This is a genomic window from Streptomyces sp. CLCI03 (assembly GCF_053615355.1).
In genome coordinates this window covers 2422973-2440009 of sequence record NZ_CM132132.1, presented here as the reverse complement: position 1 = coordinate 2440009, position 17037 = coordinate 2422973, and the positions used below count along the sequence as shown (strand labels likewise).

Below are 17037 nucleotides of genomic sequence, written 5' to 3'. Positions count from 1 at the left end.
TGTAAAGAGATGAACGTCTTGGATGGTGACAGCACACGGCCCGGACCCCCACGTTCTCACTCGAACGGAGGATCCGGGCCGTGTGGTCGGACCAGTGGAGCCGGGCTGCCTGGCGCCTGGTTACAGCTTGGTCCACGCCTCGGTGAGCACCGAGCGCAGGATGCCTTCGATCTCGTCGAAGGTGCCCTGGTCGGCGATCAGCGGCGGCGCGAGCTGGATGACCGGGTCACCGCGGTCGTCGGCCCGGCAGTAGAGGCCGTTCTCGAAGAGCGCCTTGGAGAGGAAGCCGTAGAGCACGCGCTCCGTCTCCTCGTCCGTGAAGGACTCCTTCGTGACCTTGTCCTTGACGAGCTCGATGCCGTAGAAGTAGCCGTTGCCGCGGACGTCGCCGACGATCGGCAGGTCGTGGAGCTTCTTCAGCGTCGAGAAGAAGGCGCCCTCGTTGTCCAGCACGTGCTGGTTGAGGCCTTCCTTGTCGAAGATGTCGAGGTTGGCCAGCGCGACGGCCGAGGAGACCGGGTGGCCGCCGAAGGTGTAGCCGTGCAGGAAGGTGTTGTCACCCTTGTAGAACGGCTCCGCGAGGCGGTCCGAGATGATGCAGGCGCCGATCGGGGAGTAGCCCGAGGTCATGCCCTTGGCGCAGGTGATCATGTCCGGCACGTAGTCGAACTTGTCGCAGGCGAACATCGTGCCCAGACGGCCGAACGCGCAGATCGTCTCGTCGGAGACGAGCAGGACGTCGTACTCGTCGCAGATCTCGCGGACCCGCTGGAAGTACCCGGGCGGCGGCGGGAAGCAGCCACCGGCGTTCTGCACCGGCTCCAGGAAGACGGCGGCGACGGTGTCGGCGCCCTCGAAGAGGATCTCCTGCTCGATCTGGTCGGCGCACCAGCGGCCGTAGGCCTCGGGGTCGTCGCCGTAGATCGGGGCGCGGTAGATGTTGGTGTTCGGCACCTTGTGCGCGCCGGGGACCAGCGGCTCGAAGGGGGCCTTCAGGGCCGGCAGGCCGGTGATCGACAGGGCGCCCTGCGGGGTGCCGTGGTAGGCGACCGCACGCGAGATGACCTTGTACTTGGTGTGCTTGCCCTGGAGCTTGAAGTACTGCTTGGCGAGCTTCCACGCGGTCTCGACGGCCTCGCCGCCACCGGTGGTGAAGAAGACCTTGTTCAGGTCGCCCGGGGCGTAGTGGGCGAGACGCTCGGCGAGCTCGACGGCCTTGGGGTGCGCGTACGACCAGATCGGGAAGAACGCGAGTTCCTGGGCCTGCTTGTAGGCGACCTCGGCCAGTTCCTTGCGGCCGTGACCGGCGTTGACCACGAAGAGGCCGGCGAGCCCGTCGAGGTAACGCTTGCCCTTGTCGTCCCAGATGTAGGTGCCCTCACCACGCACGATGGTGGGGACGGGGGAGTTCTCGTACGACGACATGCGGGTGAAGTGCATCCACAGGTGGTCGTACGCGGTCTTGGAGAGGTCCTGGCTCACGGGCTATCGAGTTCCCCACATGTAGGTCTGCTTCTTCAGCTTCAGATAAACGAAGCTTTCGGTTGATCGCACGCCGGGGAGCGTGCGGATCTTCTTGTTGATCGTTTCGAGCAGGTGGTCGTCGTCCTCGCAGACGATCTCCACCATCAGGTCGAACGACCCTGCGGTCATGACCACGTATTCGCACTCGGCCATGGCGGTCAGTGCGTCGGCCACCGGGTCGAGGTCGCCCTCGACGTTGATGCCGACCATGGCCTGGCGTCGCAGGCCCACGGTGAGCGGGTCGGTGACGGCGACGATCTGCATGACGCCCTGGTCGAGCAGTTTCTGCACCCGCTGGCGCACGGCCGCCTCGGAGAGGCCCACGGCCTTGCCGATCGACGCATAGGGACGGCGACCGTCCTCCTGCAGTTGCTCGATGATCGCCAGGGACACAGCATCGACCGAAGGGGACGGTTGTCTGTTCCTGGAATCTGCGCTTCGACTGACCACGACCTCACTGTGCACGAGGGTCGTCTGTTCCGCAAGACGGAATCGATGAAATCCGTTGTTTGGCGACTCGGATCTCACTGATTTCGTAGGTGGTGGCGTCCGGGTCTGTCGAAAGCCTCCGCCGAGGGGCTAGGCTTTGGTAAACGTCTCAATCGTTGGACATGTGATCAGGAGTGTGGCTGTAGTGACCACCGAACTGCGTCGTCTGCGCAACTACATCGGCGGGGAGTTCAAGGACGCCGCCGACGGGCGGACCACCGAGGTGGTCAACCCGGCCACCGGCGAGGTGTACGCCACCGCCCCGCTCTCGGGCCAGGCCGATGTGGATGCCGCCATGGCCGCTGCCGCGGCCGCCTTCCCGGGCTGGCGCGACACCACCCCCGCGGAGCGCCAGAAGGCCCTGCTGAAGATCGCGGACGCCTTCGAGGCGCGCGCGGACGAGCTCGTCGCCGCCGAATCGGAGAACACCGGCAAGCCGCTGGCCCTCACGGCCAGCGAGGAGCTGCCCCCGATGGTGGACCAGATCCGCTTCTTCGCGGGTGCCGCACGGCTCCTGGAGGGCCGCTCGGCCGGCGAGTACATGGAGGGGATGACCTCGATCATCCGCCGTGAGCCGGTCGGCGTCTGCGCCCAGGTCGCGCCGTGGAACTACCCGATGATGATGGCCGTGTGGAAGTTCGCCCCGGCCATCGCGGCGGGCAACACCGTCGTGCTCAAGCCCTCGGACACCACCCCGGCCTCCACCGTGCTGATGGCGGAGATCATCGACTCGGTACTGCCCAAGGGCGTCTTCAACGTCATCTGCGGTGACCGTGAGACCGGCAAGGCCATGGTCGAGCACTCCACCCCGGCGATGGCCTCCATCACCGGCTCGGTGCGCGCGGGCATGCAGGTCGCCGAGAGCGCCTCCAAGGACGTCAAGCGCGTCCACCTGGAGCTCGGCGGCAAGGCGCCGGTCGTGGTCTTCGAGGACGCCGACATCGCCAAGGCCGTCGAGGACATCGCGGTCGCCGGCTACTTCAACGCCGGCCAGGACTGCACCGCCGCCACCCGCGTGCTCGTGCACGAGTCGATCCACGACGAGTTCGTGGCCGCGCTCGCCAAGGCCGCCACGGACACGAAGACCGGTCAGCCGGACGACGAGGACGTGCTGTACGGCCCGCTGAACAACCCGAACCAGCTCAAGCAGGTCGCGGGCTTCATCGAGCGCCTCCCGGCCCACGCCAAGGTCGAGGCGGGTGGCCACCAGGTCGGCGAGAAGGGCTACTTCTACGCCCCGACCGTGGTCTCCGGCCTCAAGCAGGACGACGAGATCATCCAGAACGAGGTCTTCGGCCCCGTCATCACCGTCCAGTCCTTCGCGAACGAGGGTCAGGCCCTGGAGTACGCGAACGGCGTCGAGTTCGCCCTCGCCTCCTCCGTGTGGACCAAGGACCACGGCCGCGCGATGCGGATGTCCAAGAACCTCGACTTCGGCTGCGTGTGGATCAACACCCACATCCCGCTCGTCGCCGAGATGCCGCACGGTGGCTTCAAGAAGTCCGGCTACGGCAAGGACCTCTCCGCCTACGGCTTCGAGGACTACACGCGCATCAAGCACGTGATGACCTCGCTCGACGGCTGATCGGCCGCATCGATCACAGCACAGCGTTGACGGGGCGGGCAGTAGACAACATGTCTATTGCCCGCCCCCTCGCGTTCGCCGAGGCTGTGCCCATGCCTGAACTCGCCTTCTCCCGCCGTTCTGCGCTGTACGGCCTCGGTGCCGCGGGCCTGTCGGCCGCCCTCGCCGGCTGCGGTGTGCCCGCCGCCTACGTCCCCGAGGAAGGTCGCCGGGGTCAGGACCGTTCCGAGCGGGACCGCAGCGTCGTCTTCTCCAACTGGCCGCTGTACATCGACACCGACGAAGAGGACGAGGAGCGCCGCCCGACGCTGGAGGCCTTCTCGGAACGGACCGGTATCGAGGTCCGCTACACCGAGGAGATCAACGACAACGACGAGTTCTTCGGCAAGGTCAGTCCGGCCCTGATGAACCGGCAGGAGACCGGCCACGACCTGATCGTGGTCAGCGACTGGATGGCCGCCCGCTTCGTCCACCTGGGCTGGGCCCAGAAGTTGGACCGCTCGGCCCAGCCCAACGTGACCCGCCACCTCGACCCGCAGCTGCGTTCCCCCGCCTTCGACGAGGGCCGGCTGCACACCGTGCCCTGGCAGTCGGGGATCACCGGGATCGCCTACAACCGCAAGGCCCTGGGCCGGGAGATCAAGTCGGTCAAGGACCTGTGGCAGCCCGATCTGGCCGGCAAGGTCACGCTCTTCTCCGGCCTCGACGAGTCCTTCGCCCTGCTGATGCAGGGCAACGGCGTGGACGTCACCCGCTGGACCGAGTCCGACTTCCACCGCATGTGCGACCAGGTCGAGAACATGGTGAAGAAGAAGCACATCCGCCGCTTCACCGGCAACGACTACACCTCCGATCTGAGCAAGGGCGATGTCCTCGCCTGTCAGGCCTACTCCGGTGACGCCATCCAGCTCCAGGCCGACAACCCGGACATCGAGTTCGTCGTCCCCGAGGAAGGGGCCGAACTCTGGGCGGAGAGCCTGCTCGTCCCCAACCTGGCCCGGCACAAGGCCAATGCCGAGGCCCTCATCGACCACTACTACGACCCCGAGGTGGCCGCCTCCCTCGCCGCCTCCGTCAATTACGTGTGTCCCGTCCCCGCCGCCCGCGAGGTCCTGGCGGCCTCCGACGACCAGGAGACCGTCGAACTCGCCGAGAACCCGCTGATCTTCCCGGACGACGACATGCGCAAGCGACTGGTCGTGGCCCGGGACATCTCCTCGGCCGAGCGCCGGTCCCTCGCCAAGCGGTGGAACGCGATCGTCGGCCTCTGACCCGGCGTCGGTCGGTGGTGTTGAACACGTTCAGGAATTTGGCTGAACGTGTTCAGAAATAGGCGTAGGCTTCCTTCCATGAGCGAGAGAAGCGCCCTTCAGCGGCGGATCCGTGCCTGGTTGACCCTGTTCCTGATCTGCCTGGTGCTCAGCGGCCTCACCGCCTTCCCCCTGGTCAGCGAGCTCCGCTGGGCCAACGCCCTGATCGACCACGAGTGGCTGCGACGGGTGGGCGACGGACTGGAGCGGGCCGACGCCGACTACCCCTTCCTTCTCTACGGAACCGACTGGCTCGCCTTCGCCCACCTCGTCATCGCCGTCTTCTTCTACGGGGTCCACCGCGACCCCGTACGCAACATCTGGATCGTCGAAGCCGGCATGATCGCCTGCGCCGGAGTGATACCGCTGGCCCTGATATGCGGCCCGATCCGGGGCATCCCCTTCTGGTGGAGCGTCATCGACATGTCGTTCGGCGTCTTCGGGGTGATCCCCCTGCTGGTGCTCCGCCGCATGATCAAGCGACTTGAGGCCATGCCCGCTTGATGCCTACCGCGCGAAGGCCGCCATCACGATGCCCATGACCACCCGGTTCGTCTCCTCGCCCTTGGCGTTCGTGGAGTTGACCGAGTAGACCAAGGTGCGGGACAGGTCCCGGGTCGCGCCCATGCCGGTGTTGTACCCGTGCCGGCCACCGGTCTTGCCCCACAGCACCGTGCCGTCCGGCAGGGTCATCCTGGACATCCCCGCGGTCATCGTGGCGGCCTCCCCCTTGCCGAAGGTCTTCACCGCGGGCACCGTGAACATCTCTTCCAGCTGGGCCGCCGGCACGACCCGCCCGCCGAACAGGGCCTTGGTGAACCGCTCCAGATCCGCCGTGGTCGAGATGATGTCCCCCGCCGCCCAGCGGTCGGAGGAGTTCCACTCGGTCACGTCCCGCAGCTCCCGGGAGCCGTCCGCCCGGGCTATCGCCTGGTACCCACGGTTGTGCGGACCATGGATCCTCGTCTGCGTCCGCGACGGGAACGAGGTCTGACGCAGACCGAGCGGCCGCAGGATCCGCCGGCCGACCGCCTCCTCGTACGAGGTGCCCGTCACCTTCTCGACGAGCACGCCCAGCACGGTGTAGTTGATGTTCAGATAGTGCTGAGCCGTACCCGGGGCGAACTCCCGCGGCTTCGCCAGGGCATCGGCGATCCGGTCGTGCGGGTCGGTCACGTCGAAGCGGTGCTCCCACTGCGCCTCGAACGAGTCGCCGGGGCCGTCCGCGGCCGGTATCCCGCTGGTGTGGTTGAGCAACTGCCGCACGGTGACCGCACCGTAGGAATCGGGCACGGTCCCGGGAAGGTACCGCCGGACCGGCCGATCCAGGTCCACCCGGCCCTCGGCCACCAACTGGAGCACCACCGCCGCGGTGAAGGTCTTGGTCACCGACCCCGCCCGGAACCTCCCCTCCTCGACGGCGGCCCGACCCGTGACGACGTCCGCTACACCGGAACTGCCCCGCCAACTCCCGCTCGTACCCCCGACGCGGACCAGCGCGGCGGTCGCGTCCCTGTGCTCCGCCCCCAGACCGGCGATCGCCCGCTCCAGCACCGCGGCATTCGGCGGGGCGGAGACGAGGGGCGCCGTGACCCCCGCCGTCACCCCCGCCGGGACGGGAGCCGGCGCCGCGTGCGCGACGACCGGTCCGGACGCGATGCCCAGGACCAGAGCGGCGGCGATCAATGTGCGCGTGCGAGCCTTCATGACGGAATCCCCCTGTGAGTTCACCGGGCCACCGCGGCCCGGACACCTCAATGCTCCAGCTCACAGGGGTCGTCGCGGATCACCCACGGGAGGGGTCTTCACCGGTACGACAACTCACCGGCGCGAGGGATACGACACGCCGTCCCCTCACTCCCCGGAGGGAGCGCCCGCCGCGATCAGGCCCGTCTCGTACGCGCAGATCACCGCCTGGATCCGGTCCCGCAGCCCCAACTTCGCCAGCACGTTGCCCACATGCGACTTCACCGTGTGCTCGCTCACCACCAGCGCCGCCGCGATCTCCGCGTTCGACAGCCCCCGCCCCAGATGGAGCAGGGTCTCCCGTTCCCGCGCCGTCAGCACCTCCAGCCGGTCCGCCGGCAGCTCGCTCCGCGCCGAGCCTCCCGTCACCGCCGTGTACTCCTCGATCAGCCGCCGCGCCACCGAGGGGGCCAGCAGCGACTCGCCCGCCGCCACCACCCGCACCGCGTGCACCAGGTCGTCCCGCCGCACGTCCTTCAGCAGGAACCCGCTCGCCCCCGCGTGCAACGCCTCGTACACGTACTCGTCCGAGTCGAAGGTCGTCAGCATCACCGTGCGGCACGCGCTCCCGGCGGAGATCGCCCGGCACGCCTCGATCCCGTCCAGCACCGGCATCCGGATGTCCAGCAGCGCCACGTCCGGCGCGAGCCGGTCCACCGCCGCGACCGCCGCGGCCCCGTCCCCGACCTCCGCCACGACCTCGATGTCCTCCTGCGCGTCCAGGATCATCGAGAACCCGCTGCGCACCAGCTCCTGGTCGTCGGCCACCACCACACGGATCGTCAATTCCCCACCTCCAGCGGCGAGGTTACAAGGGACACCCGCACCGCATACCCGACCCCGCCCGGCCCCGGACCGCACTCGGCCGTTCCGCCGTGCGCCGCCGCCCGCTCGCGGATGCCGATCAGCCCGTGCCCGCCCGAGGCGCCGCCGGGCCCCCGACCGTCGTCCGTGACCGTCACCGTGAGCGTCCCCGGCCCGTACGCCAGCGTCACGTCCGCCGTCGCGGCCCCGGCGTGCCGCACCACGTTGGTCAGGGCCTCCTGCACCACCCGGTGCGCGGTCGCCTCCAGAGCGGCCGGCAGCTCGCGCACCGCGCCCGTCCGCTCGTACGACACCCGCAGCCCACCGGCCCGCACCCGGTCCACCATCTCCGTCAGCCCGGCGATCCCCGGCTGCGGGTTCCGCGGCGCGGCGCCGTCGGTACGCAGCACACCCAGCATCGCGCGCAGCTGCGTCATCGCGTCCCGCCCCGTCTCCGTGATCGCCTCGAAGGCGGCCTCGGCCCGTTCCGGGGCCCTGCGCACGGCCACCGGGCCGGCCTCCGCCTGCACGATCATGATGCTGACCGCGTGCGAGAGGATGTCGTGCATCTCCCGGGCGATCCTGGCCCGTTCGCGTGCGGCGGCCTGCTCCGCCTCGATCCGGTTGGCCCGCTCCAGTTCGGCGGCGCGCGCCTCCACGGCCGCCGTGTAGGCCTGCCGCGTGTACTGGAGTCGGCCCAGGGCGTAGGCCGCCGCCGAGACGAAGAGCGTGAACAGCAGTTCCCGCGCCGTCCCCGTCTCCCAGCCCACCGACAGGGCGACCACCACCGCACTGGCCAGCCCCGTGGCCGCCCGGACCCGTGGGGTGCACCGCAGGGCGACCGTGTAGAAGGCGATGAGGCCCGCGTACGGCATCGGCTGACCCGGCCCGTCGAGCGTGACCTCGTAGATCCCCCCGAGGACCAGGATCGCCACCAGGACGCTCACCGGCGCCCGACGCCGCCAGATCAAGGGCAGCACGGCGGCCGTGGTCAGCGCGTACGAGGCCCAGGTCACGGGCGGGAGTTCGGGCGACCGAGGCACGACGAACGGCATCGTGACGGCCGCCTGCACCAGCAGCGTCAGCCCCAGGTCCTGCCGGCGGGCATCCGCGTTGCGGACCCGCTCGCCGAGGGCCCGTATCACCGCCCGAGCCCGGCCCGTACGGCCGTCAGCGCGTCCAGCCGGTTCGTGGTGATCGAGTCGACCCCCGCCGCGACGAGGCCCTTCATCGTCCGCCTGGTGTCGGCGGTCCAGGCCGACACCAGCAGGCCGTCCCGGTGGAGCGCGTCCACCAGCTCCCGGCTCACCAGCCCGAAGCGGTAGTTGAGCCAGCGCGGCGCCATGGTGTCGATCAGCGGCCGCCGCGGCGGCGAGAGCGAGGTCCAGGTCAGTGCGATCTCCGCGCCCGGATCGGCGGCGCGGACCGCCAGCATGGTGTTGGCGCCCCCGCAGTAGTACGTGCGCTCGCGCGCCCCGCACTCGCGGACCTCGCCCACGACGATGCGTACCGCTTCGGGGGTGGCGCCGGGCAGGTCGAGCATCAGCCGGCCCGTCCCGGCGGCCGTCAGGGCGTCGCGCAGCGTCGGGACCCCGCCCAGCGTCAGCCCCTTCAGCTGTGGGGCCGTGACGTCGTCGAGGCGTACGTCGTGGCCCCACAGCCGCTGGAGCGTGTCGTCGTGGAGCAGGACCGGCACCCCGTCCCGGGTCAGCCGTACGTCGATCTCGACGGCGTCCGCCCCGCGCGCGAACGCGGACCGGATCGAGGCCAGGGTGTTCTCACGGACACGGTAGGGATCGCCGCGGTGGCCGACGGCAGTCAGAGTGCTCATGTCCCCATTCTCAGGGGCGCAGTTGTCGGACAGGCGTCAGCGCGCGAGCCATTCGGTGGTGTACGTGTCGATCTCCGCGGTCAGCTTCGCCTTGCCGGCCGGGTCCAGGAAGGAGGCCTCGACGGCGTTCTTGGCGAGCTGCGCGAGCCCGCGCTCGTCGAGGTCGAGGAGGCGGGCGGCCACCGCGTACTCGTTGTTGAGGTCGGAGCCGAACATCGGCGGGTCGTCGCTGTTGATGGTGACGAGCACGCCCGCCGCGACCATCTCCTTGACCGGGTGCAGGTCGAGGTCGGTCACCGCGCGGGTGGCGATGTTGGAGGTCGGGCAGACCTCCAGGGCGATCCGGTGCTCGGCGAGGTACGCGAGCAGCTCCGGGTCCTGGATGGCGCTGGTGCCGTGGCCGATGCGCTCGGCGCCGAGCTCGCGGATGGCGTCCCAGATCGTCTCCGGGCCGGTGGTCTCGCCGGCGTGCGGGACGCTGCGCAGTCCGGCGGCGCGGGCGGCGTCGAAGTACGGCTTGAACTGCGGGCGCGGGACACCGATCTCGGGGCCGCCGAGGCCGAAGGAGACCAGGCCCTCGGGGCGCAGGTCGACGGCGAGCCGGGCGGTCTCGGCGGCGGCCTCCAGGCCGGCCTCGCCGGGGATGTCGAAGCACCAGCGCAGGATGACGCCGAGTTCGGTCTCGGCCGCCCGACGGGCGTCCTCGATGGCCTCCATGAAGGCCTTCTCGTCGATGCCGCGGCGGGTCGAGGAGTACGGGGTGATGGTCAGCTCGGCGTAGCGGATGTTCTGCCGGGCCATGTCGCGGGCGACTTCGAAGGTGAGGGTGCGCACGTCGTCCGGGGTGCGGACCAGGTCGACCACCGACAGGTAGACCTCGATGAAGTGCGCGAAGTCGGTGAAGGTGAAGTAGTCGGCGATGGCCTCGGGGTCGGTGGGGACCTTCGAGTCGGGGTGCCGGGAGGCGAGCTCGGCCACGATGCGCGGGGATGCCGAGCCGACGTGGTGGACGTGGAGTTCGGCCTTCGGCAGCCCCGCGATGAAGGGGTGCAGGTCGGTCATGGGGGTGCCTCCGGGAGGGACGCTGGTGCGGGCGGGTCGGGATTCATCGTAGGCACGCCCGTGACTGTCGGTGGCAGCGCTTAGCATGGCTGTACGAGAGGGGGGCGCCGTATGACCGACAGCAGTCCCGAGCCGCGAGACCCGTGGGCGCCGTTGGAGCGGCCGGCGGTCGAGCTGGGCAAGTCGCAGGGCGGGCAGGGCACACCGGGCGTGTCGGGCCCTCCGTCCGTGCACGATCAGCCGACGCTCGCCGGGATGCCGGGCGACCAGTTCCCCCCGCCCGCCCAGCCCCCGGCCCAGATACCGACGCCGACGCCGACCCAGCACCCGATGGCCGGTCCGCCCGCGTCCGCGGCGTACGGGTATCCGGCCCAGCCGGGCTACGGGTTCCCGGGCGACGCGGGATACCCCGCGCAGCCCGGACAGCAGGGCTATCCCGGATATCCGGGGTACCAGGGGTATCCCGGCCAGGGTGCGTACCCGCCCTACGGGGTGCAGCGCAGCAACGGCTTCGGCGTCACGGCGCTCGTCCTCGGGATCCTCGCGGTCGTCGGCTGCATCACGAGCTTCTTCGCGCTGGCGCTCGGGACAGCGGCCGTCGTCTTCGGCGTCCTGGGCCGCGGCAAGGCGCGCCGCGGCGAGGCGGACAACGGTGGCATGGCGCTCGCCGGGATCATCCTGGGCGCGATCGGCATCGTGCTGGGCGCCGTGATGGTCGCGATCGTGTTCGCGGGCTTCATGGAGCGGGGATCGGGCAGCGACTCGCCCTACGACAGCCCCTACGACAACTCCCAGGTCCGCGAGAAGGTCTGACCGGGCCGCCTCAGGAGGCCCACGGCCAGTCGGCGTCACGACCGGACTCGATCAGGGACACCATGCGGAAGGCCCCGTCGGTGAGCCCGCCGAAGGCGTGCCGGTTCGCGGTACCGGAAGGCGCGTGCCCGACCCGGTAGCCGGCCAGGTTCCAGGTGTAGACGGGAACCGTGAGCGGTACCTCGACCGTCGGATCGCCCCCGTAGCCGTACGAGGCGGCCTGCTCGTCGGTGACGATCAACACCCGGTCGTGACCGTCGTAGTGCTCCTTCACCGCCTTGGCCGTGTAGGTCCCGCCGAGGTCCCGGAACCGCTCCAGCACCTTGAGTACGGACTCGCCGCGGCCGCACCGGACCGCCTCGCTGGTCGTACCGAACTGCACCAGGTCGGCCTGCTCGGCCCGCAGCGCCAGCGCCGTTCCGAAGACGGCCGCGGCGTCCGCCCGGTTGAGTTCGGAGCGGTCCGACAGCGGGGACCCCATCGACCCGGAGCGGTCGACGAGGATCAGCGTCCGGCCGGGCAAGGCCGGTACGTTGGCCAGCGAGTGGCCGAGTGCCTGCTCCAGCGGGTACGCCCAGCGCAGCGAGGACGCGTGCCGATAGGCGGCCAGGTAGCGGAAGGGGAACTGTCGGGATCGGGCGACGACCTCCGGGTCGGAGATCCTCGCGGCGACCTGCGCGGCCACCGCGTCCGAGACCCCGGCCCGGTCGAAGTTGCGCAGGTTGCGCAGCAGCGCCATCGCACCCATGGACGGGATGACCGCTTCCCAGGCGGCCGCGTCCATCGGCCCCCGCAGCCAGCCGGCCAGCGACTCCCAGGTCATGCCCGCCGCCGCGAGCCGCTCGGCCCCGTCCGGGGCGAGGACCACGGCGCGCCGTTCGGAGACCGGCAGCTCCATCAGCGCCCGGTGGGCGACCAGGGTGCGGTTGCCCGCCGGGACCCGCGCCTCAGCAGGGTTGTGCCTGCGGTCGAGGGCGTGGCGGAACAGCTCGCCCTGCCACGGTTTGGCCGGGTCGGGGGAGGCGTGCACGAGGTTGAGGACGTCACCGAAGCGGTAGGCCTTGGAGTCGGTGTCGTACTTCAGGAGCGAGGTGGCGGAGTAGAGCCGGCGCACCGCGTCGGCGATACCGCGCTTGACGGGCTTGGGCACATTGCGTCCGTACGTCGCCGTCCAGTAGGCCAGCAACTCACCGGGCTCGTCGGCGCGCCGCAGCACGGAGTCGACCACCTGACGGTTCGAAGGGCCCTCGGTGACGCCCGCCTCCAACCGCGCCTTCACGTACTCGGCGGCGCCGACCAGTGAGGCGGTCCGCAGGTGCGCGTCCTGGCGCAGCCAGCCCAGCAGACCGGCCGTCCACGCGGGATCCTCGACGGCGAGGGTGCGCACGAGCGCCGCGAACCGGTCGTCGCGCGCCTCGCCGCTCTCGTACGCGGTCCGCTGCGTCACGAAGTTGGCGACGGCGAGCAGGAACAGCTCGGAGCGCGGGTCCCGCAGGTGGCCGGGACCGCCCTGAGCGGTGCGGGCGGGTCCGGCCGAACGGACCGGCGAAGTGGGCCGGCCGGGCGCCGACGCGGCCGCGCGCAGGTTGAAGCGAGACATGGGAATCCCCCCGAATTCGACGGAAGCGGGGAGGCGTTGCGTGGGGGATGCCCGAGATCGGAAGTCGGCGGCGGATTTTGTGCCCGACGAGCTACCTGGCTGCTCCACCGGCCCGGTTCCTCGCGGGTGACGAGCCGGTGGGATTCGAACCCACGACCTCCGGGTTCCCAGAAGTAACCGTCGCCTGCGCACCGGGCATCCCCCACGCGTGCCTCCCGAGATCAAGGGGGCGGCGGCCTGGATTCTTCGGAGAGGAAGGAGCCGCGGCCCGCGCACCGGGAGGTGCGTGACGTAGGTGTCCAGAGATCGGAGTCGACGAAACCATGCGGTGCTCTACCAGCTGAGCTACACCGGCCGGAGCCGGCGGCGGGATTCGAACCCGCGGCAGTCGAAGTAGGTCTCGCCTTCGCACCTGGACGGGCACCACGCTAGGGCACCCCCCCCCGCGGCGCCCGTCACGCATTACTTCCCGTGCGGGCCCGTGCCCCGGACCTCCGCCGCCGACAGCGGTGTCACCGTCCTGCCCCGGCCCTCGACGGCGGCGGCCCGGCGCCGCCCGGTCACGCCGGAGCCTGCCGGAGCTGTTCCCGGGCCTCCATCAGCGCGAAGCCCAGCAGGTTCAGCCCGCGCCAGCGCGCCGGGTCCAGCGCGCGCTCGTCGTCGGCCGCCAGCCCGATGCCCCAGATCCGGTCCATGGGGCTCGCCTCCACCAGCACCCGATTCCCGGTGCCCAGCAGGTACCCGCTCAGCGCCGGGTCGGAGCCGAACTTGTGCACGCTGCCCTCCACCACCAGGGCGAACCGCTCGCGCTCCCATATCGCGTTGTCGAAGCCGCGTACGAGGCGTCCGACCTTCTTGGCCTGGGCGGGGCTCTGCGCCGCCACCGCGGCCCGCTCCGCCTCGGCGTCGCCGAAGAGCCGGGCCTTGCCGGCCATCATCCAGTGCTCCGCGGTCGCATATCGGACGTCACCGACAGTGAAAGAAGCGGGCCACCACTGGCTCAGGCAGCTGGGACCGAGCCTGCCGTCCGGCTGCGGGCGGTGCCCCCAGAACGGCAGGTACTTCACCCGTTCACCACGGCTGACCTGCTTGATCAGGTCGTCGATCATCTCCATGCACGCGAGTCTGACAGTCGCCACTGACACTTCGTACGGGATTTTCGGTGTGCCTCGACACATGGTCGACCGATTCCGTCGCGTAATCAAAGAGCAACAACGGAATCACTTGGCCGAGGGCATCACCTCTGCCAGGATCGGCACTCAATTCGAGCTGTAGCTCGAACTGTAGCTACGGAGAGCGTGAGAGCGTTATGGGCAACCGCTTCCAGGTCAAAGACCGCTTCGCAGACGGCGCGCAGTACATCGACGGGCACCTGAGGCCCGGCACCTCCGGACAGTCACACACCGTGATCGACCCGGCGACCGGCGACGAGGTCCTGACCTACGAGCTCGCGAGCACCGCGGACGTCGACGAGGCCGTCGCCGCCGCCAAGAGGGCCTTCCCGGGCTGGTCCGGCGCCACCCCCGGCGAGCGTTCGGACGCCCTGCACAAGCTGGCCGCCGTACTGGCCGAGCAGGCGGAGGACTTCGCGTACGCCGAGTCCCTGCAGTGCGGAAAGCCGATCAAGCTGTCCACGGAGTTCGACGTACCGGGGACCATCGACAACACCGCGTTCTTCGCGGGCGCGGCCCGCCACCTCCAGGGGCAGGCGGCCGCCGAGTACTCCGGCGACCACACCTCCTACGTCCGCCGTGAGGCCATCGGGGTCGTCGGCTCGATCGCGCCCTGGAACTATCCGCTCCAGATGGCCGCCTGGAAGATCCTCCCGGCGATCGCCGCCGGCAACACCATCGTCCTCAAGCCCGCCGAGCTCACCCCGCTGACCTCCCTGATGTTCGCGCAGGCGGCCAAGGACGCGGGCCTGCCCGACGGCGTGATCAACATCGTCACCGGCGCCGGCCGCGAAGCCGGAGAGCACCTGGTGGGCCACCCCGACGTGGTGATGACCTCCTTCACCGGCTCCACCGCCGTCGGCAAGCGGGTCGCCGAGATCGCCACCGCCACCGTCAAGCGGCTCCACCTGGAGCTCGGCGGCAAGGCCCCCTTCCTCGTCTTCGACGACGCCGACCTGGAGGCCGCCGCCCACGGCGCCGTCGCCGCCTCCCTCATCAACACCGGCCAGGACTGCACGGCCGCCACCCGTGCCTACGTCCAGCGCCCCCTGCACGACGCCTTCGTCGCCCGGGTGGCCGAGCTGATGGAGAGCGTCCGCCTCGGCGACCCCTTCGCGCCCACCACCGACCTCGGCCCGCTGGTCTCGTACGCCCAGCGCGACCGGGTCGCCGGCTTCGTCGATCGGGCCCGCGGCTACGCCACCGTCGTCACCGGCGGCGAGATCCCGTCCGGCGACCTGGCCGAGGGCGCGTACTACCGGCCCACCCTCATCGCCGGCGCGGCCCAGGACAGCGAGGTCGTCCAGTCCGAGATCTTCGGTCCGGTCCTCGTCGTCCTGCCCTTCGACACCGACGACGAGGGCATCGCGCTGGCCAACGACACCCCGTACGGACTCGCGGCCTCCGCCTGGAGCCGTGACCTCTACCGGGCGAACCGGGCCACCCGCGAGATCAAGGCGGGCTGTGTCTGGGTCAACGACCACATTCCGATCATCAGCGAGATGCCCCACGGGGGCTACAAGGCCAGCGGCTTCGGAAAGGACATGTCGGCCTACTCCTTCGAGGAGTACACGCAGGTCAAGCACGTGATGTACGACAACACCGCGGTGGCCGAGAAGGACTGGCACCGCACGATCTTCGGGGACCGTCCGTAACCACCCGCGGCCGACGCCGCATGGGCCCACCGCCTGACCAGCGGTACACCTCCCGAAAGGGCACAGCGCATGGAGCAGTTCGAGCCCGACCGCCTCTCGGCGGCGCAACTCGCCGCGATGCGGCGCAGCCTCACCGACGGGCGCGGCGCCCTCACCCGCCGCTCGTTGCTGCGCGCCTCCGGAGTCGGAGCGCTCACCCTCGGAGGGTTGGCCGCCCTCACCGGGTGCGGGATCCCGCCCGCCAAACGTGAGGGCGACGCCGCCGTGGCCTCCGACGACCACTCGGACCGGGAGAAGGAGATCAACTTCTCCAACTGGACCGAGTACATGGACACCAGTGAGGACGAGAAGAGCCGTCCCACGCTGGAGGAGTTCACCAAGCGGACCGGCATCAAGGTCAAGTACACCGAGGACATCAACGACAACGTCGAGTTCTTCGGCAAGATCCGCCCCCAGCTCGCGGCCGGCCAGGACACCGGCCGCGACCTGATCGTGGTCACCGACTGGCTCGCCGCCCGCATCATCCGTCTCGGCTGGGCGCAGAAGCTGGACCCCGCGCACCTCCCGCACGCCTACGCCAACCTGATCCCGCAGTTCCGCACCCCGGACTGGGACCCGGGACGGGCCTACAGCTACCCGTGGACCGGCATCGACACCGTCATCGCCTACAACGAGAAGGCGACGGGCGGCAAGAAGGTCGACTCCGTCACCCAGCTGCTCGACGACCCCTCCCTCAAGGGCCGCGTCGGCTTCCTCACCGAGATGCGCGACAGCGTCGGCATGACCCTGCTCGACCAGGGCAAGGACCCGGCGAAATTCACCACCGCCGACTTCGACGAGGCCATCGGCCGGCTCCAGAAGGGCGTGGACAAGAACCAGATCCGCCGCTTCACCGGCAACGACTACACGTCCGACCTGGACAAGGGCGACATCGCCGCCTGCCTCGCCTGGGCCGGCGACATCATCCAGCTCCAGGCCGGCAACCCGGACATCAAGTACGCCATCCCCGCCCCCGGATACATCACCTCCAGCGACAACCTGCTGGTCCCCGCCAAGGCCCGGCACAAGGCCAACGCGGAGAAGCTCATCGACTTCTACTACGAACCCGAGATCGCCGCCCAGCTGGCCGCGTACATCAGCTACGTCTGCCCGGTCGAGGGCGTCAAGGACGAACTGGCCAAGATCGACCCCGAGCTCGCGGACAACCCCCTGATCGTCCCGGACAAGGCGATGGCCGCCAAGGCCCACGCCTTCCGCTCCCTCACCAGCGAGGAAGAGACGGCGTACGAGGAGAAGTTCGCCAAGCTCATCGGCGCCTGACGCACGCCTCACGGCGAGCCGGTCCCGCCGGACCGCGACCCCGACCGCCGGACCCCTCCGGCGGCGGCGCGGACCGACCGACCGGCTCCGCCGAGCCTTCGCCCCCTTGCCCCACCCAACCCCGGG

At 70.1% G+C, this 17037-nt stretch carries 15 protein-coding genes; 6 read left to right on the top strand and 9 right to left on the bottom strand.

Features of this window, described 5'->3' with window-relative positions; translation table 11 throughout:
* Nucleotides 1-120: 120 nt before the first annotated feature.
* Both ACWG52_RS10930 and ACWG52_RS10925 read right to left on the bottom strand, forming a co-directional pair.
* Nucleotides 121-1482, bottom strand: a complete 1362-nt coding sequence (locus ACWG52_RS10930; RefSeq protein ID WP_030718578.1) for an aspartate aminotransferase family protein — start codon at nucleotides 1480-1482, stop codon at nucleotides 121-123.
* A gap of 3 nt (nucleotides 1483-1485) precedes the next feature.
* The gene (locus ACWG52_RS10925; RefSeq protein WP_007266859.1) at nucleotides 1486-1989 is read right to left on the bottom strand and encodes an Lrp/AsnC family transcriptional regulator; all 504 of its coding nucleotides are present in this window, start codon (nucleotides 1987-1989) and stop codon (nucleotides 1486-1488) included.
* 169 nt (nucleotides 1990-2158) lie between these two features.
* On the opposite strand from ACWG52_RS10925, the gene ACWG52_RS10920 reads away from it, so the two are divergent.
* The 3 genes from ACWG52_RS10920 to ACWG52_RS10910 all read left to right on the top strand — a co-directional run bounded on the left by ACWG52_RS10920 (nucleotide 2159) and on the right by ACWG52_RS10910 (nucleotide 5412).
* Entirely contained in the window at nucleotides 2159-3598 is a 1440-nt protein-coding gene (locus tag ACWG52_RS10920) for a gamma-aminobutyraldehyde dehydrogenase (RefSeq protein WP_266353485.1), read from the top strand.
* A gap of 92 nt (nucleotides 3599-3690) precedes the next feature.
* Nucleotides 3691-4869 carry a polyamine ABC transporter substrate-binding protein gene (locus ACWG52_RS10915; protein ID WP_389805123.1) on the top strand — a complete coding sequence of 393 codons (1179 nt, stop codon included), beginning with the start codon at nucleotides 3691-3693 and terminating at the stop codon, nucleotides 4867-4869.
* A gap of 78 nt (nucleotides 4870-4947) precedes the next feature.
* Nucleotides 4948-5412 (top strand): hypothetical protein, encoded by a 465-nt coding sequence (locus tag ACWG52_RS10910; protein WP_030718595.1) that lies wholly within the window; start codon nucleotides 4948-4950, stop codon nucleotides 5410-5412.
* A 3-nt stretch (nucleotides 5413-5415) separates the two neighbouring features.
* On the opposite strand, the gene ACWG52_RS10905 is transcribed toward ACWG52_RS10910, so the two are convergent.
* The 5 genes from ACWG52_RS10905 to ACWG52_RS10885 all read right to left on the bottom strand — a co-directional run bounded on the left by ACWG52_RS10905 (nucleotide 5416) and on the right by ACWG52_RS10885 (nucleotide 10351).
* Complete coding sequence (locus tag ACWG52_RS10905) at nucleotides 5416-6615, bottom strand: serine hydrolase domain-containing protein (RefSeq protein ID WP_389805119.1); 1200 nt, start codon at nucleotides 6613-6615, stop codon at nucleotides 5416-5418.
* A gap of 147 nt (nucleotides 6616-6762) precedes the next feature.
* Entirely contained in the window at nucleotides 6763-7440 is a 678-nt protein-coding gene (locus ACWG52_RS10900) for a response regulator (protein WP_386017678.1), read from the bottom strand.
* Nucleotides 7437-8603, bottom strand: a complete 1167-nt coding sequence (locus ACWG52_RS10895) for a sensor histidine kinase (RefSeq protein ID WP_453128568.1) — start codon at nucleotides 8601-8603, stop codon at nucleotides 7437-7439. The genes ACWG52_RS10900 and ACWG52_RS10895 overlap by 4 nt, the downstream gene beginning before the upstream one ends.
* Nucleotides 8600-9289, bottom strand: coding sequence for a glycerophosphodiester phosphodiesterase (locus ACWG52_RS10890; protein WP_389805113.1), 690 nt, complete (start codon nucleotides 9287-9289; stop codon nucleotides 8600-8602). Before ACWG52_RS10890 ends, ACWG52_RS10895 begins: the two co-directional genes overlap by 4 nt.
* A 36-nt stretch (nucleotides 9290-9325) precedes the next feature.
* Nucleotides 9326-10351, bottom strand: coding sequence for an adenosine deaminase (locus ACWG52_RS10885; RefSeq protein ID WP_389805110.1), 1026 nt, complete (start codon nucleotides 10349-10351; stop codon nucleotides 9326-9328).
* Nucleotides 10352-10462: 111 nt separating this feature from the next.
* On the opposite strand from ACWG52_RS10885, the gene ACWG52_RS10880 reads away from it, so the two are divergent.
* Nucleotides 10463-11164, top strand: coding sequence for a DUF4190 domain-containing protein (locus ACWG52_RS10880; protein WP_390138201.1), 702 nt, complete (start codon nucleotides 10463-10465; stop codon nucleotides 11162-11164).
* Nucleotides 11165-11174: 10 nt separating this feature from the next.
* Here ACWG52_RS10880 and ACWG52_RS10875 read toward each other — a convergent pair whose 3' ends face one another.
* Nucleotides 11175-12764, bottom strand: a complete 1590-nt coding sequence (locus tag ACWG52_RS10875) for a TROVE domain-containing protein (protein WP_453128565.1) — start codon at nucleotides 12762-12764, stop codon at nucleotides 11175-11177.
* Between the two features lie 560 nt (nucleotides 12765-13324).
* The gene (locus ACWG52_RS10870; RefSeq protein WP_389805101.1) at nucleotides 13325-13879 is read right to left on the bottom strand and encodes an NADAR family protein; all 555 of its coding nucleotides are present in this window, start codon (nucleotides 13877-13879) and stop codon (nucleotides 13325-13327) included.
* A 194-nt stretch (nucleotides 13880-14073) separates the two neighbouring features.
* Between ACWG52_RS10870 and ACWG52_RS10865 the strand changes: the two genes are divergently transcribed.
* Together ACWG52_RS10865 and ACWG52_RS10860 are read left to right on the top strand one after the other, a co-directional pair.
* The gene (locus ACWG52_RS10865; protein WP_390166378.1) at nucleotides 14074-15591 is read left to right on the top strand and encodes a gamma-aminobutyraldehyde dehydrogenase; all 1518 of its coding nucleotides are present in this window, start codon (nucleotides 14074-14076) and stop codon (nucleotides 15589-15591) included.
* 69 nt (nucleotides 15592-15660) lie between these two features.
* A complete protein-coding gene (locus ACWG52_RS10860) occupies nucleotides 15661-16911 on the top strand; it encodes a polyamine ABC transporter substrate-binding protein (protein ID WP_390138207.1) in 1251 nt (416 codons plus the stop codon).
* Nucleotides 16912-17037: the final 126 nt, after the last annotated feature.